At 68.7% G+C, this 23,479-nt stretch carries 22 protein-coding genes and 1 tRNA gene; 11 read left to right on the forward strand and 12 right to left on the reverse strand.

The genetic code is table 11. The annotated features are described in order from the left end of the window. The 3 genes from ACQY7V_RS05710 to ACQY7V_RS05720 form a co-directional block, all read left to right on the forward strand. Window positions 1-561: sigma-70 family RNA polymerase sigma factor (locus ACQY7V_RS05710; protein WP_428639298.1), on the forward strand; the 561-nt coding region annotated here is incomplete at its 5' end. Then, on the forward strand, window positions 554-865 hold the full coding sequence (locus ACQY7V_RS05715) for an anti-sigma factor (protein ID WP_320836491.1): 312 nt from the start codon (window positions 554-556) through the stop codon (window positions 863-865). The genes ACQY7V_RS05710 and ACQY7V_RS05715, both read left to right, overlap by 8 nt. Window positions 866-954: 89 nt before the next feature. Further along, window positions 955-1,029, forward strand: a complete 75-nt coding sequence (locus ACQY7V_RS05720; RefSeq protein WP_407822404.1) for a 50S ribosomal protein bL37 — start codon at window positions 955-957, stop codon at window positions 1,027-1,029. Between the two features lie 183 nt (window positions 1,030-1,212). On the opposite strand, the gene ACQY7V_RS05725 is transcribed toward ACQY7V_RS05720, so the two are convergent. Together ACQY7V_RS05725 and ACQY7V_RS05730 are read right to left on the reverse strand one after the other, a co-directional pair. Then, window positions 1,213-1,914: a response regulator gene (locus ACQY7V_RS05725; RefSeq protein ID WP_303772735.1), complete on the reverse strand. Its 702-nt coding sequence runs from the start codon at window positions 1,912-1,914 to the stop codon at window positions 1,213-1,215. Then, window positions 1,911-3,233, reverse strand: coding sequence for a sensor histidine kinase (locus ACQY7V_RS05730; RefSeq protein ID WP_428639299.1), 1,323 nt, complete (start codon window positions 3,231-3,233; stop codon window positions 1,911-1,913). Before ACQY7V_RS05730 ends, ACQY7V_RS05725 begins: the two co-directional genes overlap by 4 nt. Window positions 3,234-3,363: 130 nt before the next feature. Between ACQY7V_RS05730 and ACQY7V_RS05735 the strand changes: the two genes are divergently transcribed. The 3 genes from ACQY7V_RS05735 to ACQY7V_RS05745 are packed head-to-tail and all read left to right on the forward strand — an operon-like array spanning window position 3,364 to window position 5,881. After that, the gene (locus ACQY7V_RS05735; protein ID WP_428639301.1) at window positions 3,364-4,317 is read left to right on the forward strand and encodes an ABC transporter ATP-binding protein; all 954 of its coding nucleotides are present in this window, start codon (window positions 3,364-3,366) and stop codon (window positions 4,315-4,317) included. Continuing rightward, a complete protein-coding gene (locus ACQY7V_RS05740) occupies window positions 4,314-5,105 on the forward strand; it encodes an ABC transporter permease (protein ID WP_195838725.1) in 792 nt (263 codons plus the stop codon). The genes ACQY7V_RS05735 and ACQY7V_RS05740 overlap by 4 nt, the downstream gene beginning before the upstream one ends. Beyond that, the gene (locus ACQY7V_RS05745) at window positions 5,102-5,881 is read left to right on the forward strand and encodes an ABC transporter permease (protein ID WP_320836493.1); all 780 of its coding nucleotides are present in this window, start codon (window positions 5,102-5,104) and stop codon (window positions 5,879-5,881) included. Before ACQY7V_RS05740 ends, ACQY7V_RS05745 begins: the two co-directional genes overlap by 4 nt. 61 nt (window positions 5,882-5,942) lie before the next feature. Here the strand turns inward: ACQY7V_RS05745 and ACQY7V_RS05750 are convergent, their stop codons facing one another. Beyond that, window positions 5,943-6,542, reverse strand: coding sequence for a GDSL-type esterase/lipase family protein (locus ACQY7V_RS05750; protein WP_154478312.1), 600 nt, complete (start codon window positions 6,540-6,542; stop codon window positions 5,943-5,945). A gap of 15 nt (window positions 6,543-6,557) precedes the next feature. Continuing rightward, on the reverse strand, window positions 6,558-10,292 hold the full coding sequence (locus ACQY7V_RS05755; protein WP_428639310.1) for a multifunctional oxoglutarate decarboxylase/oxoglutarate dehydrogenase thiamine pyrophosphate-binding subunit/dihydrolipoyllysine-residue succinyltransferase subunit: 3,735 nt from the start codon (window positions 10,290-10,292) through the stop codon (window positions 6,558-6,560). A gap of 301 nt (window positions 10,293-10,593) precedes the next feature. Between ACQY7V_RS05755 and ACQY7V_RS05760 the strand changes: the two genes are divergently transcribed. The 4 genes from ACQY7V_RS05760 to ACQY7V_RS05775 all read left to right on the forward strand — a co-directional run bounded on the left by ACQY7V_RS05760 (window position 10,594) and on the right by ACQY7V_RS05775 (window position 14,806). Then, window positions 10,594-11,925, forward strand: a complete 1,332-nt coding sequence (locus ACQY7V_RS05760; protein WP_428639304.1) for a hemolysin family protein — start codon at window positions 10,594-10,596, stop codon at window positions 11,923-11,925. After that, the gene (locus ACQY7V_RS05765) at window positions 11,922-13,016 is read left to right on the forward strand and encodes a hemolysin family protein (protein ID WP_428639305.1); all 1,095 of its coding nucleotides are present in this window, start codon (window positions 11,922-11,924) and stop codon (window positions 13,014-13,016) included. Before ACQY7V_RS05760 ends, ACQY7V_RS05765 begins: the two co-directional genes overlap by 4 nt. 108 nt (window positions 13,017-13,124) lie before the next feature. Continuing rightward, a complete protein-coding gene (locus ACQY7V_RS05770; RefSeq protein WP_303772738.1) occupies window positions 13,125-13,991 on the forward strand; it encodes a M23 family metallopeptidase in 867 nt (288 codons plus the stop codon). Next, window positions 13,988-14,806, forward strand: coding sequence for a glycerophosphodiester phosphodiesterase family protein (locus ACQY7V_RS05775; protein ID WP_303772739.1), 819 nt, complete (start codon window positions 13,988-13,990; stop codon window positions 14,804-14,806). The genes ACQY7V_RS05770 and ACQY7V_RS05775 overlap by 4 nt, the downstream gene beginning before the upstream one ends. 46 nt (window positions 14,807-14,852) lie before the next feature. Here ACQY7V_RS05775 and ACQY7V_RS05780 read toward each other — a convergent pair whose 3' ends face one another. Next, a complete protein-coding gene (locus ACQY7V_RS05780) occupies window positions 14,853-16,253 on the reverse strand; it encodes a sodium:proton antiporter (protein WP_303774951.1) in 1,401 nt (466 codons plus the stop codon). Window positions 16,254-16,430: 177 nt separating this feature from the next. After that, a tRNA-Arg gene (locus tag ACQY7V_RS05785) sits at window positions 16,431-16,503 on the reverse strand. Between the two features lie 105 nt (window positions 16,504-16,608). Between ACQY7V_RS05785 and ACQY7V_RS05790 the strand changes: the two genes are divergently transcribed. After that, on the forward strand, window positions 16,609-17,064 hold the full coding sequence (locus tag ACQY7V_RS05790) for a ribose-5-phosphate isomerase (RefSeq protein WP_195838727.1): 456 nt from the start codon (window positions 16,609-16,611) through the stop codon (window positions 17,062-17,064). A gap of 56 nt (window positions 17,065-17,120) precedes the next feature. Here the strand turns inward: ACQY7V_RS05790 and ACQY7V_RS05795 are convergent, their stop codons facing one another. Genes ACQY7V_RS05795 through ACQY7V_RS05820 form a run of 6 tightly spaced genes read right to left on the reverse strand, consistent with a single transcriptional unit; the run spans window position 17,121 to window position 23,428 of the window. Then, window positions 17,121-18,380 carry an Nramp family divalent metal transporter gene (locus tag ACQY7V_RS05795; protein WP_320836494.1) on the reverse strand — a complete coding sequence of 420 codons (1,260 nt, stop codon included), beginning with the start codon at window positions 18,378-18,380 and terminating at the stop codon, window positions 17,121-17,123. Between the two features lie 49 nt (window positions 18,381-18,429). Beyond that, entirely contained in the window at window positions 18,430-19,116 is a 687-nt protein-coding gene (locus ACQY7V_RS05800; RefSeq protein ID WP_428639308.1) for a hypothetical protein, read from the reverse strand. Window positions 19,117-19,125: 9 nt separating this feature from the next. Then, window positions 19,126-20,181 carry a LacI family DNA-binding transcriptional regulator gene (locus ACQY7V_RS05805; RefSeq protein WP_303772743.1) on the reverse strand — a complete coding sequence of 352 codons (1,056 nt, stop codon included), beginning with the start codon at window positions 20,179-20,181 and terminating at the stop codon, window positions 19,126-19,128. 23 nt (window positions 20,182-20,204) lie between these two features. Then, window positions 20,205-21,707 (reverse strand): 4-alpha-glucanotransferase, encoded by a 1,503-nt coding sequence (malQ, locus tag ACQY7V_RS05810; protein WP_235361211.1) that lies wholly within the window; start codon window positions 21,705-21,707, stop codon window positions 20,205-20,207. A 3-nt stretch (window positions 21,708-21,710) separates the two neighbouring features. Next, window positions 21,711-22,586: a carbohydrate ABC transporter permease gene (locus ACQY7V_RS05815; RefSeq protein ID WP_154478329.1), complete on the reverse strand. Its 876-nt coding sequence runs from the start codon at window positions 22,584-22,586 to the stop codon at window positions 21,711-21,713. Then, window positions 22,583-23,428 (reverse strand): carbohydrate ABC transporter permease, encoded by an 846-nt coding sequence (locus ACQY7V_RS05820; protein WP_235361209.1) that lies wholly within the window; start codon window positions 23,426-23,428, stop codon window positions 22,583-22,585. Before ACQY7V_RS05820 ends, ACQY7V_RS05815 begins: the two co-directional genes overlap by 4 nt. Window positions 23,429-23,479 lie beyond the last annotated feature (51 nt).

Consider the following 23,479-nt stretch of genomic DNA (forward strand, 5'->3'; position numbering starts at 1 on the left):
TCCTGGGAGCGCTTCGCCCGCGAAGCGCTCCCGCACGCCCGCAAGCTGTATGCGGCGGCGCTCACGATGACGCGCGATCCCCACAACGCCGAGGACCTCGTGCAGGAGACCTTCCTCAGGGCGTTCTCGAGGTTCGAGACCTTCGAAGAGGGGACGAACATCCGCGCATGGCTGTACAGGATCCTCACGAATGCCTTCATCTCGGCGTACCGCAAGGAGAAACGGGGCCCGCTCATCGCCTCGGACGGGGGCCTGGAGGATTGGCAGCTCGCCGAAGCGGCCTCACACGACCCGGTCGGCCTCAAGTCGGCCGAGGTGGAGGCGCTCGCCCGCATGCCCGCCGAGGCGATCCGTTCCGCGATCTTCTCGCTCAGCGACGACCAGCGGGCGGTCCTGGTGCTGGCCGATGTCGATTCCCTGAGCTACAGGGAGATCGCGTCCGCATTGGGTATCCCGCTCGGAACGGTGATGTCGCGCCTCCATCGGGCGCGGGCGAATCTGCGGCGATCGCTGGCGGGCCTGGCCGGGGAGTACGGGATCGGAGGAGACGGCGATGAGTGACGCGAACCCCTGCGAGCAGCTCCGCGCGGCTCTCGAGGACATCATCGACTGCGAGGAGTGCCAGGATGCGGCGGCGCTGTTCGACTCCGGGGAGATCGAGGGCGTTTCTTCGCCTCAGCGTCTCCTGCTCCTCGCGCACGCGCGGGGCTGCCCGGATTGCGCGGACGCGCTTGAGGCCGAGAGGCACCTGCGGGGCCTCGTGCGCTCCTGCCTGGCGGAGGCCGGGCCGAGCGACCTCGAGGACAGGATCCTCACCCGCTTGAGCGCGATGCCCGAAGGCGCGGGCGCGGAATCCTTCCAGTGATGTGCGTCGCCGCGAGGCGCGGGCTGTTGGCCTCGGGTCGCGATATGTGGGACACTGTCCGGGTTGAATCCGAGCGATGGGAGATCGAAATGTCGAAGAGGGGCCGCAAGCGTCGCGATCGTCGCAAGCGCGGCGCGAACCACGGCAAGCGTCCGAACGCCTGAGCCGAAGAGGATCGCGCAGGACCCGGTGACCCTTGTCGCCGGGTCTTCGCATATCCGGACGGGTTCTGCGCTCATCCGGCGCCTGCCCGGCGCCCGGATCGCCCTTCCTCCTCCTGCGCCCCCGCGCAGCTCCAGCACCCGTCGTCCCGTCCGGGCGCTCGTCGCTCCGGATGGGCGCCCGGGTCAGGGAGTCCCGATCAGGAGCGCATCGAGATCCACGACGCCGGTGCGCAGGGCGTACAGGACGAGCTGGACGCGATCCCTCGCCCCGGTCTTGAGGAGCAGATGCGAGACGTGCGTCTTGACGGTCGGCATCGACACCCACAGCCGGTCGCACATCTCCTGATTCGTCAAGCCCTGAGCGATGAGGGCCAGGACCTCCAACTCCCGTTCGGTGAGGTCCTCGGAGGGAGCCTCGGCCCCGGCGTCCTGTCTCCGCTTCGAGCGTTCGGCGCTCGACACGGGTGCTTCCCGCATCGCCCGGATGAGACGACGGGTCGGCCCTGGCGAGATCACGGAGTCGCCTGAGGCGACGGTGCGGATCGCATCGATGAGGACGGCCGGGGGAGTGTTCTTCAGCAGGAATCCCGAGGCCCCCGCCTCGATGGCGCCGAGGACGTAGCCCTCGGTGTCGAAGGTTGTGAGGATGACGATCCTGCCCGGAAGGCCCCGGGCGACGACGCCCCGGGTCGCCTCCAATCCGTCGCAGACGGGCATCTGCACGTCGAGGAGGAGGACGTCGACGGGCGTCCGGGCGGCGAACTCGAGCGCCTCGCCGCCGTCGCGCGCCTGCCAGGCGACCTCCATGCCCTCCTGGGCGTCGAGGAGCATCGCCAGTCCGGCGGAGAAGAGCGGCTCGTCGTCGGCCATTCCGATGCGGATCATCCCCTCACCCCCGCCGTCGCCGGGCCCGGGACGGGCAGACGGGCGTGAACGAGCCAACGGCCATCGCTGCCGCGCCCCGCGTGGAGCGACCCGCCCAGGGATTCCGCGCGCTCGCGCATCGTCTCCAGGCCCGCCCCGGCTCTCGCAGCGGTTGCGCAGGCCCCGGGGGATCGTTTCTCTTCGGAGAAGACGGACAGCTCGATCCCGGCATCGTCGACGCGCAGATCGACGCCGATCGGGTCGGCGCCGTGCCGCGCCGCGTTCGACAGGGCCTCCCGGAGGATCCCCGAGACGGCGTCTTCCGCAACAGCCGGGATCGGCGCCGAGGCCCCGATGCGGAGGATCACCTCGCGGCCCGCCGAGCGGAGCCCCTCCGCCAGGACGATGAGCTCGGCGAGCCCGGTCCGCGGCGCCGGGGGAGGGGAGGCGGAGGGAGCCCCCTCCTCTTCGCATCCGGCATCCGCCCCGGTCGAAGAGCGCGGATCGGGCGCCGTCTCAGGCGCGTCATCCCTGAGCACATCGACCAGGCGCCGCACATCGTCGACGCCGACCCGGCTCATCTCACCGATGGTCGTCAGGGCCGCTTCCGCCCGCGCCGGGTCTCTGCCGAGCACGGCCTTCGCGCCCTCGGCCTGCATCCCGATCACCGCCAGGGAGTGGCCGAGGACGTCGTGCACGTCGCGCGCGATCCGCTGGCGCTCCTCGATGACCGCCAGGCGCCTGCGGTCCTCCGCGTGAGCGGCGGTCTCCTGAGCGTGAACGGCGAGTTCTTCGGCCCGGGCGATCATCTGCTCCACGCGGTCCCGCGCGCGTCTGCGGTTCAGGCCCCACAGGTAGGCGGCTCCGATGAGGGACCAGGCGGTGACGAGGACGAACATGAGCCTGGACCACGTCTCCACCTCCTCGTTGAACAGCGGGGAGATGCGCAGCACCGTCGCCGCCGAGCCGAGGGCCATGACCGCGAGCAGGCCCCAGGACCACGGGCGGGAGATCCTCGAGCCGATGGTCTCGGCCGCGACGAGGCAGCTCGCGACCGCCAGGACCGACAGGGAGTCGAAGAGGAGCAGATGGGCGGCCAGGGCCGCTTCGACGGCGATGACGCTGAGCAGCGGCCGCCTCGTGCGCACCGCGATCGCGGCGCAGCACGTGAGGGTGAAGCCCCAGAACAGGCAGCCGATGGCCCCCGTCGAGCCGAGGGCTGCGGCGATCGAGGTGCCGTCGGGCATGAAGGCGCGCGGATTCGCCGCGGTGACGAAGGCGAAGAGGCACGCGGTCACGAGGTCCGCGGTGCGCGGACGAGGGAGGCGGGGCAGGGGCACGCCCCTTACGCTAGCCCCTCGCGCACCCGTTCTCCTCATCCCCCGGTATGAGAAGCGCGCAGAAAGGGGAGGGCGAAGATCAGACCCCCGTCCGATGACCCGCGCCGGCCGGGCGCCTTGGATGGGAGGCATGAACGAACACGACGCAGCGCCGCGAATCGGCGCCCCCGCACTGACCACTCACGGCCTGACGAAGACCTTCGGCGCAAAGACCGTCGTCGACTCCCTCGATCTGACGATCCCGAGGGGCGCGGTCTACGGCTTCATCGGCCCCAACGGCTCCGGCAAGTCGACGACGATGAAGATGCTCCTCGGCCTCCTCGACCCGAGCTCCGGGTACGTCGAGGCATTCGGCGGACGCGTCGACAGGCGCACCCTGCCCGCCCTCATGGCCCGCACCGGGTCGATGATCGAGCAGCCGCCCGGCTACGGGCACCTCACCGGCGAGGAGAACCTCAGGATCGTCCAGCGTCTGCGCGGCCTGAGCGACGCGGATATCGACCGCGCCTTCGACCTCGTCTCCCTGTCCGAGCACCGCCGCAAACTCGTCAAGGCTTACTCCCTCGGCATGAAGCAGCGCCTCGGCATCGCCATGGCGCTCGCCCACCGCCCCGATCTCCTCGTCCTCGACGAACCGACCAACGGCCTGGACCCCGCGGGCATCGAGGACATGCGGGCCCTCTTGAGGGGCCTCGCCGATGAGGGGGTGACGATCATGGTGTCCAGCCACCTCCTCGATGAGATCGACCGCACCTGCACCGTCCTGGGCATCCTCTCCCAGGGGCGGCTCGTCTTCCAGGGCACTCGCGCCGAACTCATGTCCCGCTCCATCCCCGATCTCGTCATCGTCTCCTCCGACCCCGTCTTAGTCGCAGACCCCGCGATGCTCGCGGGTCTGGGCGGGCGAATCGTGCCCGACGAGGACGAGGGCGTCCGGCTGGCCGATCTCACGCGCGAGGGCGGGGCGGAGCTCCTGCGCCGCCTCGCCCTCGCCGGTGTCGAGGTGTACGAGGCCCGGCGCGCCGGGCGCACCCTCGAGGAGGTCTTCATGGACCTCACCGGAACGGAGGGCGGACTGCGATGAGCGCTTCGACGCGCGCCCTGCCCTCCGGGCGGGCCCTCTTCGCCTCGGAAGCCGCCAAGAGCCGGCGTCTTCGACTGCCCCTCGTCATCGCCGTGTGCATCGCAGTCGCCTACATGCTCTCCCTGCCGCTGCGTCCCTCCCAGCGGGCGCGCCTGCTCGAACCGGACATCTGGCTAAGCCTCCTCATGTCCTACACGATCATGAACAGCCTCATCTCGCCGATCCTCATCTCCTTCGTCTCCTCGCGCCTCGTCGATGTCGAGCATTCGGGGCGCGGCTGGACCTTCCACGCCGCCCAGGGGGTCGGCATCGGGCGCCTGTGCCGCATCAAGTTCGCCCTCCTCGCCCTGCTCGTGGCGACGGGCGTCAGCATCCAGAGCCTCGGCTTCGTCGGGATCGTCAAGGCCCTCGGATGCGTCCAGCCCCTCGACGCGGGCGTGTGGGCGGGGTACACGGCGTGCCTCATCGGCGTCGACCTCGCGCTCGCGGCCCTCCACATCCTCCTGTCCGCGGCCGTCGACAACCAGGTCGTGAGCGTCGGCATCGGATTCATCGGCTCCCTCGTCGCCTTCTACATGTTCCTCTTCCCCTCCGGCGTCGCCCGCCTCCTGCCCTGGGGCTACTGGGCGATGATCTCGCGGACCTCCATGGTCTACGAGGGGGCGGGGGCGGGCCGCGTCGTCCTCGTCGAGCCCGAATGGCCCTGGATCGCCGGATACCTCATCCTCATCGCAGTCGTCTTCTTCGCCGTCTGCGCCCGATTCGATCGCAAGCAGGTGACCCAATGACCCCCGTTCCCCGCGCCGGCGCCCGGTCGGCCTCCCTCGTCGGAGCAGAGCTCCTCAAACTGCGCCGCAGCCCGGCCTGGTTCCTCGCCGCCCTCATCCCCGCGATGGCGGTCGCCACGGGCGCGATCAACTTCTCGCAGAACGCCGGAGCTCACCTGGAGGCCACGTGGGTGGCCTACACGAGCCAGACGACCCTGTTCTACGGACTCGTCTTCGCGACCCTGACGATCAGTCTCCTCGCCGCCGCGGTGTGGCGCCCCGAGCATCGGACGAGCACGTGGAACCTCGTCGCCTCCTCCGGGCACCCGCGTTGGGCGCTCGTGGGGGCGAAGAGCCTGGTCGTCCTCGTGCCCTTCGCCTTCGCCCAAGTCGTCTTCACAGGACTCACCTGGGCCGTCGGGACCTTCCTCTTCGAGATCGACGGGACGATGCCCCTCGCCTTCGTCGGCGCCAATGCGATCAGCGTCCTCGCGGCGCTCCCCCTGATCGCCCTCCAGTCCGCCTTCGCTTCGCGCCTGCCCGCGTTCATCGCGTCTCCGGCCGCGGGACTCGTGGGCGCGGTCGTGGGCGTCGGCATGCTCGGCAAGGGGCTCATCGCGGCGTTCCTCTGGCCGCCCTCCCTGCTCACCAGCGCCCTCACCCTCGGCTCCTCGGCCCTTTCCGATGCGGGAAGCCTCGATTGGGCGGGCATCGCCCCGGTCCTCGCCGGTAGCGCGGCCTCGAGCCTCGTGTGCTGGGGGCTCCTCGCCCTGGCGGGCGGCCCCAAGCGCGGCTGAGGGGAGCCCAGGCGTTAGGGCGGCGCCCCGAGCGGGGGCGAGGGCGGGGCGGCGGCCCTCCTCACTCGCGCGGGGCCGCTCCCGTCCATTCGTACCACCCCGAGTGCAGCACGAGCCAGGCCATGAGGGCGTAGCCGGATTGGCCCGGAAGGGTCACGCCCGATTCCGTGCGGGCCCTCGAGGCGGCCATGTCCTCGAACCATTGATCGTGCGCGACGAGCGGCGCGTACAGGTCGACGAAGGGCAGTCCGCGCCTGAGGCAGACCTCGGCGCACGAGCGCGACAGCTCCTTCGTCGCCTGCGCGTCCGCTCCCGCCAGGGGAGGCGGGCCCACGACGAAGCAGGGGATCCCCAGGGTCGTCGCGCGATCCGTGATATTCGCGAGGTTGAGGCGGGAGCGCGCTGAACTCGTGCCCGCGGTGACGTCGGCTGTTCCGATCCCGATGATCAGGCCCCGCGGTCCGCCCTGCGAGAGGCGCGCCGCCGCTTCGCCCTCCCAGCGCGCGGACAGCTCCCGGGTCGTCTCACCCGGCCAGGGCAGGGGCATGAGGGTGGGCGGATCGGTGAACTCCGAGCGCGCCAGAACGCGCCCGACCCAGCCCAAACCGCGCGAATCCCCGGTCCCGGCGACCAGTTCGTCGCCGATGACGGCCAAGCGCATGGCGCCCCCTTCGGATCAGCGGTCGAAGGCGCGTCGCAGCAACTCGGCGTTCTGCTCCTTGTGAAGCGACGCGCGTCCGGCCGCAGTCGTCGCGGATTCCGGCCTCGAGACGAGGCGGACCGGCTCCGACCACTCCATGAACATGTTGAGCGCGAGGAACGGCCACGCCCCCTGGTTCTTCGGCTCGTCCTGAACCCAGATGAGTTCCGCCGATCCGTAGGGGGCGAGGGCCGCCAGGACCTCGTCGTTGGCCAGGGGGTAGAGCTGTTCGAGCCGGATGATCGCCGTACGGCGATCCTGGCGGGCCTCGCGCTCTCTTACGAGGTCATAGTAGACGCGGCCCGTGCACATGAGGACGCGCGTGACCGCCGCGGGGTCGATCGAGGGGTCCTTCTCGCCGATGACTGGGAGGAAGGTCCCATGCGTGAAGTCCTCGACCGAGGAGGTAGCCGCTCCGAGGCGGAGCAGCTGCTTGGGCGTGATCGCGATCAGGGGCTTGCGCGGGCGGGAGTAGGCCTGGACGCGGAGCATGTGGAAGTGGTTCGCCGGGGTCGACGGCTGGATGATCCGCATATTGTCCTCGGCCGCCAGCTGGAGGTAGCGCTCGATCCTGGCGGAGGAATGGTCGGGCCCCTGGCCCTCGTAGCCGTGGGGGAGGAGCATCACGAGCGAGGAGCGCTGGCCCCACTTCTGCTCGGCGGAGCAGACGAACTCGTCGATGACCGTCTGGGCGCCGTTCGCGAAGTCGCCGAACTGGGCCTCCCAGAGCGTGAGCGCTTCGGGGCGCTGCACGGAGTAGCCGTAGTCGAAGGCGAGGACGGCGTATTCGGACAGGGGCGAGTCGAGGACGTCGAAGTTCGCCTGGGTGGGGGTGAGGAACTGCAGGGGGGTGAATTCGCGTCCGTCGAGGTGGTCGTGGAGCACCGCGTGGCGTTGGACGAAGGTCGCGCGGCGCGCGTCCTCGCCGGAGAGTCTGACGGGCGTGCCCTCCATGAGGAGCGTGCCGAAGGCGAGGAGCTCCCCGAAGCCCCAGTCGATGGGGCGCTTCCCGTAGGCCATGTCGCGGCGGCGTTCGCACAGCTGCGCCATCTTCGGGTGGGGGGTGAATCCTTCGGGGAAGTTGACGTGGGCGTCGCCGATGCGGCGGATCTCCTCCAGGGAGGTGGCCGAGGTCCAGCCGATCATCATGCCCTGGCCGGGCAGCTGCGATTCGGGCATGACCCAATCGGGGGAGGCGCCGTCGGCGGCGGGGGCGGGGCGCCATCCGCCGTTCTCGCGGGTTTCGCCGAGGATGCGCGACAGTTCGTTCTCGTACTCGGTCGTGAGGTCGCGGGCGTCGTCCTCGGTGAGGCGGCCGCGGCCGACGAGGTTGGAGATGTAGACCGCGCGGGTCGAGGGGATCCGGTTGATGAGCCCGTACATGACGGGCTGGGTCATCGAGGGGTCGTCGCCCTCGTTGTGCCCGCGTCGGCGGTAGCACACGAGGTCGATGATGACGTCCTTGTGGAAGGTCTGCCGGTACTCCCAGGCGAGGCGGGCGACGCGCACGACCTCTTCGGGATCGTTGGCGTTGACGTGGAGGATCGGCACCTGCAGGCCCTTCGCCAGGTCGGTCGGGTAGCGGGTGGACCGGCCGGCGGTGGGGCCGGTCGTGAAGCCGATCTGATTGTTGACGATGACGTGGATCGTGCCGCCGGTCTTGTAGCCGGTGAGCTGGGACATGTTGAGGGTCTCCTGGACGACGCCCTGCCCGATGAAGGCCGCGTCCCCGTGGATGAGGACGGGGATGATGGGGAGGTCGTCGTCGCCGAGCTGGTCCTGCTTGGCCTTCACGATGCCCTCGAGGACGCCGTCGGCGGCCTCCAGGTGCGAGGGGTTCGCGGCCATGTAGACCTTCGTGGCGACGCCGTCGTCGAGCGAGTAGACCCCCCAGGTGCCGAGGTGGTACTTGACGTCGCCGGAGCCCTGGACGGTCGAGCGGTCCTCGGTGCCCTCGAATTCGGAGAAGATCTGGGCGAGCGACTTGCCCGCGATGTTGGCCAGGACGTTGAGGCGGCCGCGGTGCGCCATGCCGATCGCGACTTCGTGGATGCCCCTCCTCGCGGAAGTCGCGAGGATCGCGTCGAGCAGGGGGATGAGGGACTCGCCGCCTTCGAGGGAGAAGCGCTTCTGGCCGACGAACTTCGTCTGGAGGAACTCCTCGAAGGCTTCGGCGCGGATGAGGGTGTCGAGGATGTGGCGCTGCTCCTGTGCGGTCGGCGCCTCGTAGGGGCCCTCGATGCGCTGCTGGACCCAGGTGCGCTGCTCGGGGTCCTGGATGTGCATGTACTCGATGCCGACGGAGCGCGTGTAGGTGTCGCGCAGGCGGGCGAGGATGTCGCGCAGCACCATGTGGTCCTCGCCGCCGAAGCCGCCGGTGGGGAAGGAGCGCTCGAGGTCCCACACGCCCAGTCCGTAGCGGGTGATGTCGAGGTCGGGGTGGCGGCGCACCCGGTAGGCGAGGGGGTCGGTGTCGGCGGCGAGGTGCCCGCGCGAGCGGTAGGCGTGGATGATCTCGGCGATGCGGGCGGGCTTGCCCTTCTCGCGCTCGGGATCGTATTCGTGGTCCTGCTCCCAGGTGTAGGGGTAGTGCGGGACGTGCAGGGAGGTGAAGACCCGCTCGTAGAAGCCGTCGAGTCCGGAGAGCTTCTTGTCGACGAGGGCGAGGAACTGCCCCGATGCCGCGCCCTGGATGATGCGGTGGTCGTAGGTCGAGGACATGTACATCGTCTTCGAGATGCCCAGCGCTGCGAGCTTTCTGGGGGAGACGCCGCGGTATTCGGCGGGGTAGTCGGTGGCGCCGACGCCGATGATGAGGCCCTGTCCGCGCATGAGGCGCGGCACGGAGGTGGTCGTGCCGAGGGTGCCGGGATTGGTGAGCGACACGGTCGCGCCCTGGAAGTCCGCCGCGCCGAGCTCGCCCTTGCGGGCCCTGGCGACCAGGTCCTGGTAGGCGTCGACGAACTCCCAGAAGGTGAGGGTGTCGGCCTCGCGGATGACGGGCACCATGAGCGTGCGCTCGCCCTTCTTGTTCGTCACGTCGATCGCGATGCCGATGCCGACGTGGGCGAAACGGCGGATGAGGGGCTTTCCCCCGTCGAGTTCGTAACGGACGTTGAGGTCCGGCATCTCGCACAGGGCCTCGATGATCGCGTAGGCGATGAGGTGGGTGAAGGAGATCTTGCCGCCGGTGGTGCGCGCGAGGTGGGCGTTGATGAGGGTGCGGTTCTCGATGAGGAGCTTCGCCGGGACTTGGCGCTGGGAGGTGGCGGTCGGCATGGAGAGCGAGTCGTCCATGTTCTTCGCGGTGGCGCGGGCGACGCCCTTGAGCGCCAGGGCCCCGTCCTCGGTCGTCGTCCCGGCCTGCCGGGCGGTGGCGGGGCGCCCGTGGAGCTGGCGCGTGTAGGGGGAGGTGGCTTCGGCGATCGCCGAGGGCGGGGCGGGCGGCAGATCGGAGCGGGTCACGGACTCGGTGTTGGGGACGTCGAGGGGGGCCCGTTCGGGATCGTCGGCGGGGAGGGCGGCGTCGGCGGCGACCTGCGCGCTCGAGGGGGCGGGCGGAACTGGGGGGCGTCGGCTCCGCAGTTGGAGCGGCGCGTCCTCGGTCTCGAAGTAGCGCCGCCAGGAATCATCGAGGGCGTTCGGATCGCGGAGGAAGAGTTCGCGCATTGAAGCGACGTACCAGTTCTCCGCCTCGGGTTGAGAGTCCATGGGTGCCACGCGGGCCGCCTCCCTTGCTCGTCATCGAACCATCGGGCCAAGTGTAGAACCCTTCTAGGCCTTTAGGCCCGACTTGGTCGAGATTCGATGAGCTCGGGAGGGATTCTTTCCCGAGTGAAAACCCTTCATTGGCGAAGGGCCTCGCATACCGGCGCTCGCGTGATCTCGGCAATGACCCCGGTCGGGACTCGCCGGGCCCTTCCTTGTAGACTGCCACCACGATGGACTCTGACAGTACGGGCCGATTGCCCTCCTCCCCGCCCGCCCGATTCGCGCACGCCCTGAGGTCGCGATGATCGTCGACGTCCTGATGCTCCTCCTCGGCGTCGTCCTCACCGCGGGCACCTTCATCTTCGTCTCCGCCGAGTTCTCGCTCGTCGCCCTCGACCAGGCGGTTGTCGACAAGCGCGCGAGTGCGGGCGACAAGTCCGCGGAATCGGTCCTCAAGGCGACCCGCACGCTCTCCACCCAGCTGTCGGGGGCCCAGGTGGGGATCACCTTGACGACGATCCTCCTGGGCTACACGACTCAATCGACGATCTCGGACCTGCTCTACGCGGCCCTCGGCGCGGTCGGGCTCGCCGAGGCGATCGCCGCGGGCGCGGCGGCGATCATCGCCGCCGTCTTCATCAACGCCTTCTCCATGCTCTTCGGCGAGCTCGTCCCGAAGAACCTCGCCCTCGCGCATCCCCTGAGGACCGCGGGATTGGTCGTCCCCTTCCAGGCCGCCTTCACGACGCTCGTGAAGCCGATCATCGTGGTGCTCAACGGATCGGCGAACGCGGTCCTCAAGCTCGTCGGCATCGAACCGCAGGAGGAGCTCTCCTCGGCGCGCTCGGCCTCCGAACTCGCCGCCATGGTGCGCCACAGCGCCGAAGAGGGGACGCTCGACACCTCGACGGCTTCGCTCCTCACGAACTCGATGCGGATCTCGGGCCTGACCGCGGTCGACGTCATGACCGACCGCGGGCGCGTCCACTTCCTCGACTCGCGGGCCTCCGCCCAGGACGTGGTCGCCCTGTCGCACGAGACCGGGCACTCCCGATTCCCGATCATCGGCGAGGACTCCGATGACGTGCTCGGCCTCGTCTCCCTGCGCCGCGCGATCGGCGTCCCCTACGAGAAGCGCTCCGAGGTCCCGGTCGTCTCGGCCTCCCTCATGGCCGAGGCGCCCTCGGTCCCCGAGACCGCGCCGATCGGCCCGCTCCTCGTCCAGCTGCGCGAGGAGGGGCTCCAGATGGCGATCGTCGTGGACGAGTACGGAGGGGTCTCGGGGGTGGTCACGCTCGAGGACGTCGTCGAGGAGATCGTCGGCGAGGTGTCGGACGAGCACGACGGGCGCAGGCTCGGCATCCGGACCCGTCCGGACGGGGCGATCCTCATCCCGGGCACCCTGCGCCCCGATGAGCTCTTCGAACGCACCGGCATCGCCCTGCCCGAGGACCCTGCCTACGACACGATCGCGGGCCTCGTCATGTCCGGACTCGGGCGCGTCGCCCAGGTCGGAGACGCCTTCGCCGCGCAGGGCGCGGCCCTGGAGGTCATCGCCATGCAGGGGCGGAGGATCACGCAGATCGCGGTCACTCCGCCCGTCGAGGCGAGAGACGAGGAGGTCGGACTGTGAGCATCGGCTGGGGACTGACGATCACCCTTGTCCTCCTCGCGCTCAACGCCTTCTTCGTGGCCGGGGAATTCGCGACGACCTCGTCGAGGCGCTCCCAGATCGAGCCCCTGCGCGCCGAGGGCGCGCGGGGATCGGCCCACGCCATGTACGCCCTCGAACACGTGTCCCTGATGCTCGCCATCTGCCAGTTGGGCGTGACGGTCGCCTCGACGACGCTCGGCGTCGTCGCCGAACCCGCGATCGCCCATCTCTTCGAGGGCCCCCTGGAGCGCCTCGGCGTGCCGACTGCGACGAGCCACGTCTTCGGATTCGCGATCGCCCTGGTGATCGTCCTCTTCCTCCACGTCGTCTTCGGCGAGATGGTCCCGAAGAACATCTCCCTGGCCGATCCCGCCCGCCTCCTGCTCCTCCTCGCCCCGCCCCTCGTCGCGATCGGCCACCTCGTCGGCCCGATCATCCGCGCGATGGATCACGTGGCCAATGCGATCCTGCGCTGGCGCGGAGTCGAGCCCAAGGCCGAGATCGCCGCGACCTTCACGGCCGAGGAGGTCGCCTCGATCGTCGAACTGTCCGCGGCCGAGGGAACGCTGAGCGACGATCTCGGTCTGCTCTCGGGGAGCCTCGAGTTCTCCGAGGAGACGGCCGCTTCGGCGATGGTCCCGCTGTCGGAACTCGTCGTGCTGCCCTCGTCGATCACTCCCGCGAAGGTGGAGAGGGAGGTCGCCGTCACGGGATTCTCGCGCTTCCCCGTCGCGGACGAGCAGGGGGGCATCCAGGGCTATCTGCACCTCAAGGACGTCCTCTACGCCGACGCAGACGAACGCGACCGGCCGGTGACGCCGTGGCGGATCCGGAAGATGGGCGCCGTACGGGCCGCGGATGAAGTGGAGGACGCGCTGCGCCACATGCAGGCGACGGGCGCGCACCTCGCCCTCGTCACCGACGATGCGGGGGAGGTGATCGGCGTGCTCTTCCTCGAAGACGTCCTCGAGGAGCTCGTCGGCGAGGTCCGCGATTCGCTTCAGCGCGAGGAATCCGCCTGGGAGCGCGATGCGGAGGCCGGTCCCTTCTCCGACGGCGCCCGCTTGTGATCCTTCTTCCGAATCTGTGGATGCCTGGCGCAGTCGGGGCGATCCGGGGTATTTTGTTGGGAGTCCGGGCCGAGCGCGGCCGTCGACGTCGATCTGGAGGAACAAGGCGTGTCAGAGGCCGTTGACCCGTGCCCTTTGCCCTCGCGCCGCGAGATCCGCGAACGTGAGGCGAGTCGGCTTCCGAGCGCTTCCGCGCGGCGCTCCCCCCGGAGCCGGAAGAGCTCGTCCGTCTTCACCGTCGCCAAAGCCGGTGTGCTCACGTCGCTGCTCGCGATGACCGTCGTCGTCCCCCTGTCCGGATTCGTCGGTTCGGACGCCTCGATCTCCCTGCCGTCGCGCGCGATGGGGACGGCGGTCGGCACCACCTGGATGCAGGGGACGCGCACGGTCATGTCGAGCTCGCTCGCGGGTTCGGCGACGGCCGTGTCCCGGGCGCGCTTCCGCGCGCCGCTCACCGTCACCCAGTGCATCCCTGCCGAGACCTCGGCGAACGGCGAGCGCTCCGTCGCGGTGGAGCGGCGGACCGTCTACATGCCGATCGAGGTCGGGCGCTTCCAGTCGACCTCGCCCTTCGGGCCGCGCATCAATCCCGTGAACGGCTCGCCGGAGTTCCACACGGGAACCGACATGGCGGCCCCCCTGGGGACTCCGCTGCACGCGGTGTACTCCGGAGTGGTCGCCGATGTCTATTACGATCCCTACGGCGGCGGTGACGTCGTCAAGATCCGTCACGAGTTCCCGGACGGAACGGTCTTCTACTCCCTCTACCTCCACCAGTACGCGAATCAGATCGTCGTCACGAAGGGCCAGAGCGTCGAGGCGGGCCAGGTGATCGGCGCCGTCGGCTCCCACGGCATGTCCACGGGGCCGCACCTGCACCTGGAGATCCACAACGCCTCCGACGATCCCGTGGATCCGGATGCGTGGCTCGCCGCCAACGGGGCGATCGACGTCAACCAAGAGGCCTGTTCATGATCCCCGTCGCTTCGCGTGTCGGACCGATCATCCTCGCCCACAGGGGCGGCGATGAGAAGGCCACGGAGAATACGCTCGAGGCATTCTCCTACGCGTATTCACTCGGGATCCGGCACATCGAGACCGATGTCCACCTCACGGCCGACGGGCTCGTCGTCGTGAGCCACGATCCGACGCTTGATCGCTGCTTCGGCGTGCACGCGAGGATCTCGGACATGACCTACCGGGAGATCTCGCACCTGCGCGACGCCCAGGGGCATCGGATGCCCCTGCTCGCCGAGGCGCTCACGGCCTTCCCGACGATGTACTTCAACATCGATGCGAAGGCGAAGGGGGTCGAGGGGCCCCTGCTCGAGGTGCTCTCCGAGAATCGGGCCCTCGATCGCGTGCTCGTCACCTCCTTCGACGAATCGCGGGTCCGGCGGATGCGCGAGGCGACCCGGGCCCGCGTCGCCACGTCCTTGGGGATGAGCGCGGTCGTGCGCCTCGTGGGGGCCGCGAAGACGGCTTCGCATCCGGCGCGCTGGCGCGTGCCCGGCGCCCATCTCGGCGTCGTCGCCGCCCAGGTCCCGCAGTCTTTCGGCCCGATCACCGTGGTCGATCGCCGTTTCGTCGCCGCCGCGCATTCCCTGGGGCTCGCGGTCCATGTGTGGACGGTCGACGAGCCCGAGGAGATCATGAGTCTCATCGGCCTCGGCGTCGACGGCATCGTGACGAACCGCCCCCGTTTCGTGCGCGATTTCCTCTCCGAACGCGGACTGTGGGCCCGGCCCGCCCCTCCGAGCGCCCCGAAGGGCCAGGGCGCCCGCGACTGAGGCGGTTGAACCGAGTGCCGAACCGGACGGCCTTCGCCGCGCCGTTTCAGGCCTCGCGGCGGATCGAGCTCTTCGCGCGCGCGATCCGGATCCCCGCGAGCGCGAGGATCGCGAGTGTGACGACGACTCCGAGGATGCGGGGGACGGGCGTCTCCGCGACGAAGATCAGGGTCATGGCGGCCAGGATCGGCACCAGGTGCTCGAAGGCCTTGACGACGTAGGCGCCGAAGGAGGGCATCGGGACTCCGTCGGATTCGGCGACCGATTTCACCATGAAGTTCGGGCCGTTCCCGATGTAGGTGATGGCGCCGCACAGGACGGCGCCGAGCGAGATCGGGACGAGGAAGTACTCGGGCACGCCGGCGACGAGCGGCTCGGGCCCGCCGAGCGACTTCGCCATTTCGAAGAAGGTGAGGTAGGTCGGCGCGTTGTCGAGCACGGAGGAGAGGGACCCGGAGAAGAGGAAGAAGGTGATCCTGCCGAGCGGAAGCGAAGGTGCGACCTGCTCGAGGAAGCGCAGCGCCGGCGCCATCGTTGAGAAGATGCCGATGAAGAGCGTTGCGACCTCGGCGATGGGCGCCCAGGTGAAGGCGTTCTTCTCGAAGCGGACCTTCGCGTCGCCGAGCGCGTAGGAGGCGGCGGCCGCGCCGAGCATGACGATCTCCCTCCAGGGCACGAGCTGGGCGCCGTGCGCGTGGCCCTCGGCGAGGAGCTCGCCGTCCCATGAGGGGATGAAGGCGACCGCGAGGATGACCACCGCGAAGAAGACGAGGTTGACCGCGCCTTCGAGGCGCAGCGGCGTCACTTCGGATTCATCGCGTTCGATCGCGGCTACGGGCTCTGCGGCGTAGGCGATGGAATCGATGGAGTAGTAGGAGACGAGCAGCAGGAGGAGGACGAAGAGCCATTCCTTCCACAGTCCGAGGGTCCATGTGAAGGGCACTCCCTGGAGGAAGCCGAGGAAGAGCGGCGGGTCGCCGAGGGGGGTGAGGAGGCCGCCGCAGTTGGCGACGACGAAGATCGTGAAGAGGACCGTGTGGACTCGGTTGACGCGTTCCTTGTTGGTGGCGAGGATCGGGCGGATGAGGAGCATGGCCGCGCCCGTGGTTCCGACGAAGGAGGCGAGGACGCCGCCCACGGCGAGGAAGGCGGTGTTGTTCCGGGGAGTGGCTTCGATGTCGCCCTCGAGGTGGATGCCGCCCGAGATCACGAACAGGGCGAGGAGCAGGGCGATGAATTGCACGTACTCGACGCCGGTTTCGATGAGCGCCCCGGTTCCGGCCATGATCCGCATGTAGACGAGGGTCGGGACGCCCAGTGCGAGTGCGATGATGAGCTGGCTGGACCGTTTCTCCCACCACTGCGAGGTCGCGGGGATGATGGGGAGGAGGGCGATGCAGGCGAGCATCGCGACGAAGGGGAGGAGGGACCACCAGGGGAAGGTCATGGGACACCTGTTCCGTCAACGATCGCTAGGGACGGACTCACCCTAGCGCTCCGGGGCGGGCCGAGTCCGGGTGTTCCATCGGGATCGGCGCATCAGGAGGAGTCGGGCAGGGGAGCGCCCCGAACATGAAAGAAGTCCCAGGACATTGCCGGAACAATGTCCTGGGACATCACAGGGTGCCCCGAACAGGATTCGAACCTGCGACCTTTCGCTCCGGAGGCGAACGCTCTATCCACTGAGCTATCGGGGCCAACAGTCGGACAGTTTAGCAGGGGTGCCCGGTCCCGTGTCGCACCTGTCCGGTGATGCGATAATGGAAGTGTTGATCGCCACATCCACCCAAGGAAGGGTTTTCATGCGAGTTCATATTGGAACCGATCACGCCGGGTTCGAGCTGAAGGAGCGCGTCGTCGCTCATCTGCGGGACGCGGGTCATGAGGTCGTCGATCACGGCGCCCATGAGTACGACTCCCTCGACGACTACCCGCCGTTCTGCTTCGAGGCCGCTGAGGCCGTCGTCGCCGATCCCGGTTCGCTCGGCGTCGTCATCGGCGGTTCGGGCAACGGTGAGCAGATGGCCGCCAACTGCGTGAAGGGCGTGCGCGCCGCCCTGGTGTGGAACGAGTCGACCGCCAGGCTCGCCCGCGAACACAATGATGCGAACGTCGTGTCGGTGGGGGCGCGCCAGCACTCCGTCGAGGAGTGCCTCGCCCTGATCGACGCCTTCCTCGAAACGCCCTTCTCCCAGGATGAGCGCCATCAGCGCCGCATCGACCTCATGAGCGCCTACGAGGAGTCGCATCGCGCCTGAGGCGGCGCGCCACGGACGGGACCTCCCCTTGCGGGGAGGTCCCGTCGCCTTTCGGGTTACGGGGCCCCTGAGGCCGGGGCGAGGGTCAATCCGATGAGGAGGAGGTTGAGCCCGATGATGAGGGCGGCGACGATGTCGGCGCCGGCGCGCACGATCCGTGAATCCGCGAATTCCCCCATGAGTCCCCGGTCGCGGGTGAGCGCCATCAGGGGGATGATCGCGAAGGGGATGCCGAAGGAGAGGGCGACCTGGGAGATGACGAGCGCCCAGGTGGGTTCGGCGCCGAGCGCGAGGATGATGAGGGCGGGGGCGAGGGTGATGAGCCTGCGCCAGACCAGGGGGATGCGGACTTTGAGCAGGCCGGACATGATCTCGGAGCCGGAGTAGGCGCCGACGGAGGTCGAGGCCAGTCCGGAGGCGAGCAGACCGATCGCGAAGACCGTTGCGACCGCTGGGCCCAGGGCCGAGGAGATCGCGGCGTGCGCGCCTTCGATGGTGTCGGTGCCGGCGACGCCCGCGAGGGCGGAGGCGGCGAGGAGGAGCAGACCGATGTTGACGAGTCCCGCGAGTCCGAGCGCCCATCCGATGTCGATTCGGGTCGCGCGCAGGAGACGAGGAAGGGCCTCCTCGGAGGGACGATCCTCGTGGTGATCGTTGACCAGGGACGAGTGCAGGTAGACGGCGTGCGGCATCACGGTCGCGCCGAGCATCGAGGCGGCGACGAGGACCGAGTCGGGTCCGGCGAAGCGCGGAACGATCCCGGATGCGATTCCGCTCGCCGAGGGCGGGGCGGCGATAAGGCCGCCGAGGAAGCCGATGGTGATGATGAGGAGGAGGGCGATGACGATGCCTTCGAAGCGATGTTGCCGTCCTTTGCCCTGCCAGGTGAGCAGGAGCGTGGAGGCGGCGCCGACGATGATCCCCCCGAGGAGCAGGTCGGTGCCGAAGAGGAGGCGGAGGGCGAGCGCGCCGCCGATGATTTCGGCGAGGTCGGTGGCGGCGGCGACGAGTTCCGCCTGGAGCCAGAAGGCGAGGCGCGCGGGGCGTCCGAGGCGTTCGCCGAGGAGGCGGGGGAGGGAGGCGCCGGTGACGAGCCCGAGTTTCGCGCTGAGGTACTGGATGAGCATCGCCGCGATGTTGGAGGCGATGAGGACCCAGACGAGGAGGTAGCCGTATCTGGCGCCGGCCGTGATGTTGGCGGCGACGTTACCGGGGTCGACGTAGGCGACGGCGGCGACGAAGGCGGGCCCGAGGAGGGGGAGGAGCCGTCGGTCCTTGGACGGCGGTGCTGACCGCGGAGCTGAAGACTTCGGCACACCGAAACCTTAGTCGCCCGCATGGGCTCGCGCCAAGGAGCGGATGCGGCTAGTCCCGGGAAGCGGAGCGCCGCGGATCCTCATCGGGAGCGATCGCCGAGCGCAGAACCGGATGCGCCGTGAGGACGGAGACGTACATCGCGAAGGCGATCCCGAAGACCGCGAACCAGAAGAGCGCGCGAATGGCCCAGGGGAGGGAGACGGTCGCCAGGACGATCGGGCCCGCGGTCACGAGGAGGGCGAGAACCGTGCGCGGGGTCTTCGCCAGGCCGACGATCGCCGAGGCGCGGACGAGCATCGGGAGCTCGCGCACCGCGATGCGGTCCTTCTCGATGAGGCGGTACGCCATGAGGGGCCACACCCACACGTGCACGATCGCCAGGACGAAGGCGACGAAGACGACGACTGCGCGTGCCAGGAGGGGAGCCGGGCCGCCGGCGAGATGGGAGGCGAGGACCCACTCCCAGGCGAGCAGCACTGCGAGGAGCGCCTCTGCGAGGAAGAGGAGGGAGGCTGCGAGCCCGGCCCCGCGCACGACCCGGCCGAGCGCGGGGAGCACCGCCGTGGACTCCGATTCGATGAGCCGGACGGCGACCACGGCGGTGAGGAGGAGGCCGATCCCCGCCGTGAGGATCGGGAGGGAGACTGCGACGCAGACGAGATTCGCGAGGATCAGCGCCGCGATCCAGCTGAGCGCCGCATGGACAGCGGAATCGGGTCCGAGGCGCGAGGCCATGGGCTCCTCCTAGAGCGCGGGGGCGGGAGCGGTGGCCGTCGATCCGCCCTCGCGGATCGTCCCCGGCACGAAGACGTGCTGGGCGGGGCCGGAGGCCATCTGATCGAAGAGGATATCGCAGGTGAGCTGCGCGATCCGCTCGGGCGGCTGGGCGAGGGTCGTCAGGCGCGGCTCGACGAAGTCACCGATCGTGATGCCGTCGAAGCCGATGATCGACAGATCCTCGGGGACGCGCCTGCCCGCCTCCCTGATCGCCCGCATGGCGCCGATCGCGAGAACATCGGCGATGGCGAAGACCGCGGTGACATCGGGGCGTTCAGCGAGGAGGCGCTGAGCGAGGCGGTACCCGTGCTCGAAGGTGTAGGGGTCCTCCTGATCGAGCACCTCGTAGCGGACGAGCTCCTCGTCGACCGCGATCCCCGCCTCTTCGAGGGCGTGGCGGTATCCGGAGACCCGCTGGGCGCCGACGGACACGTCCGAGGGGTCGACGCCCAGGACCGCGATGCGCTCATGGCCGAGGTCGATGAGATGGCGCACGGCCCTCGCCGATTCGAGAGCATCGTCGACGGAGACCGAGGAGTACATGCCGTCCGGGACCTTGTCGAGGCGCGACACCGTCGACAGGACGAAGGGGACGCGCATGCGCTCGAAGACGCGGGCCTCGTGCGAGAAGGATCCCCCGAGGAAGATCACCCCCGCCACCATCTCCTCATCGACCAGGGTGATCGCCTCTTCGACCTCGTCGCCCCAGTGGGGGACCTTGACGACCGTGAGGAGGTGGTCCCGCTCGCGCACGGCCGTCTCCATCGTGTCGAGCATCCGGCCGAAGAAGGGGTTGTCGATGCCCTTCATCATGACGGCGATCGCGGGGTTGTGCGTGAGTTTGAGGAAGCGCGCATGCCGGTTCGGGCGGTATCCCATCTCCTCGGCGAGGGCGAGGATCCGCTCGCGGGTCGCTTCGGAGACGTCGGGCTTGTCGTTGAGGGCCCGTGAGACGGTGACGACGCCGACTCCTGCGGCCTTGGCGATGTCCTTGATCGTCGGGCGCTTCACTTCGGGGGGCACGTCGCCTCCTCCCATCTTCCTCGTCAGTTCCCAGCGCTGCGTTCGCTCACCTCGGTGAGCGCGCGGATCCTGTCGACGAGCGCGTCGTCGAAGGCTCCGGGGGCCATTCTCCACTGCCAATTGCCCTCGGGGACGGCGGGGGTGTTCATCCGGGCGCCGCCGTCGAGGCAAAGGTAGTCGGCCATGGGCACGATGCAGGTATTCGCCACCGAGGTCATCGCCCTCGTGATGAAGTCCCAGGGCCGTTCTGATTCCGGGGTGCGCGCATTGTTGAGGTAGACGATCGACTTCTCGCGATCCGCCCGGGACAGCGTGCGGTACCAGCCGACGAGGGTGTTGTTGTCGTGCGTTCCCGTGTAGACGACCGAATCGCGGGGGAATCGGTGCGGCTGGTAGTCGGCGGGTTCGCGCGAGTCGAAGGCGAATTGGAGGATCTGCATCCCCGGGTATCCCGAGGCCTCCCGCAGGTCGACGACCTCTTGAGTGAGATAGCCGAGGTCCTCGAGGATCAGGGGGAGAGGGCCGAGGGCGGAGGTGAGGGCCGAGAAGAGCTCCATGCCGGGACCCGCCTCCCAGACGCCGTTGGCCGCGGTGTCCTCGCCCGCCGGAACGGCGAAGTAGGACTCGAGGCCGCGGAAGTGATCGAGGCGCACGATGTCGACCAGCTCGAGCTGGCGCCGCATCCTCTCGATCCACCAGGAGTAGCCCTGTTCGCGGTGGTGCTCCCAGTCGTACAGCGGGTTCCCCCAGACCTGGCCGGTCGCGGAGAAGCCGTCCGGCGGGACGCCGGCGACGCGCCGGGGCGCCAGATCGTCGTCGAGGTCGAAGAGCTCGGGGTTGGCCCATGCGTCGGCGGAATCGGCGGCGACGTAGATCGGGATGTCGCCGAGGATCTTGACGCCGGCCGCCGTCGCTCGCGCGTGGAGGGAGCGCCACTGGCAGTCGAAGACCCACTGGAGCCACTTCCAGTAGCGGATCTCCTCGGGATGATCGTTGCGCAGCTCCTCGAGCGCGTGCGGATCGCGGTGGCGAAGGCCCTCGGGCCACGTCGTCCAGGGGGCCTGATCGTTCAGGCCCTTGGCCGTCATGAAGAGGGCGAAGTCGTCGAGCCAGGCGCTCGCCCGTTCCTCGAATTCGAGGAATTCGCGGTTGAGGCCCAGGTCGAGCGCCCTCGAGAAGGCGATGCGCAGGACAGCGTTGCGCGAGACGTACAGGGCGCCGTAGTCGACGCGCTCGGCATCGTCTCCCCACTCCATCCCCTTCAGTTCCGAAGGGGAGAGGAGGCCGGCCTCGACCAGGCGCTCGGGGTCGATGAAGTAGTGGTTGCCGGCGAAGGTGGAGAAGCTCGAGTAGGGCGAGTCCCCGTACCCGGTGGGGCCGAGGGGCAGAATCTGCCAGATCTCCTGGCCCGCGGCCGCGAGGGAATCGATGAAGCTCTCGGCCTCGGCCGAGAAGCACCCGATTCCCCACGGCCCGGGCAGGGAGGAGATCGGCATGAGAATGCCGGAACGGCGTGCGTCGAACACCTTTCAGCCCTTCACTGCGCCGGCGACGACGCCCTCGATGATGTACTTCTGGCTCGAGAGGTAGAAGGCGACGATCGGGATGATCGCGAGCACGAGCATCGCCATGAGGGCGCCCATGTCGTTCGAGCCGTGCGAGCCGACGAGCTGCTGGACGACGACCGGGATCGTCTTGTAGGGCGTCGACAGGCCGATGACGAGGTAGGGGAGGAGGTAGTCGTTCCACACCCACATCGCGTTGAGGATCGCGACCGTGATCATGACGGGCTTGAGCATCGGCATCACGATGCGGAAGTAGTTCTGAAGCGGTCCGCAGCCGTCGATCATCGAGGCCTCTTCGATCTCGACCGGGATCGACTTGACGAAGCCGGAGAAGATGAAGGTCGACAGGCCGGCGCCGAAGCCGAGGTAGAGGAGGATCATGCCGAGCGGGTTGTCGAGGTTGAGCATGTCGGCGATCTTGACGGTCGGGAACATCACCATCTGGAAGGGGACGACCATCGAGAAGACGAAGAGGAGGTAGAGGGCGTTCGTCCACCAGGTCTTCACGCGGGTGATGTAGTAGGCGGTCATCGCGCAGAAGAAGACGATGACGATGACCGAGCCGATCGTGATGAAGAAGGACCAGCCGGCGGCTGCGAAGAAGTTGGTCGTGTTCAGGCCGTTGATGTAGTTCTCCACGCCGACCCAGTATTCGCTCAGGGGAAGGGCGAAGGGGTCGTCGGAGATGAAGAAGCGGCCCTTGAAGGAGTTGTTGAGGATGAAGAGGAGCGGCCCGATGAAGACGAGCGTGAGGGCGACGAGGACGAGGTAGAGGACGGCCTTGCCCACGGGGTTGCTCCGCGTCTTGTTGGGGATGGCGGATGCGGTGACGGTGCTCATGCCTCGACCTCCTTGCCTCGGGTGGCGCGCAGCTGGATGAATGCGATGAGGGAGACGATGAGGAAGAAGACCACGGCCTTGGCCTGGCCGACGCCCTCGAATCCGACGCGCGAGAAGAATGTGTTGACGATGTTGAGTGCGGCCATCTCCGTCATGTCGAGGGGCTGGCCGTTGGTGAGGGCGAGGTTCTGGTCGTAGAGCTTGAAGGAGTTGCTCAGCGTGAGGAAGAGGCAGATCGTGATCGAGGGCATGACCATCGGGATGGTCACGTTCTTGAGGATCAGCCACTTGCCGGCGCCGTCGATCTCGGCGGCCTCGATGAGATCCTTCGGCACGGCCTGCAGGCCCGCGATGTAGATGATCATCATGTAGCCGACCATCTGCCAGTTGAGCAGGATGATGATGCCGATGAAGCCGTAGGTCGCATTCGTGACGAGGGTCGTCTGCCAGTGGAGGAGGACCGCGTTGATGATCGTCTGCCAGGTGTAGCCGAGCACGATGCCGCCGATGAGGTTCGGCATGAAGAACACGGTGCGGAAGAAGTTGGTGCCCTTGAGCTTACGGGTGAGGGCGTAGGCGATCGCGAAGGCGAAGACGTTGACGGTGATGACCGACAGGATCGTCACGGCGGCGGTGAAGACGAGCGCGCGGACGAAGCCCTGCGATGCGGAGAAGGCGTCGATGTAGTTGGCGATGCCGACGAAGGACGCGTTCGTCACGGTCGTGAACTTGCACAGCGAGAGGTAGAGGCCGATCGCGAAGGGGGCGAGGAAGGCGAGGGTGAATGCGAATAGTGTGGGGCCGAGGAAGACCGGCCCGAATCTCTTGAGGCTCTTCAGCATGGTCGCTGCTCCTGGGGGCTGGGTACGGGAAGGGCGGGTGCGCGGGCACAT

The organism is Schaalia sp. (genome assembly GCF_050312375.1).
GTDB classification, from domain to species: Bacteria; Actinomycetota; Actinomycetes; order Actinomycetales; family Actinomycetaceae; genus Pauljensenia; species Pauljensenia hyovaginalis.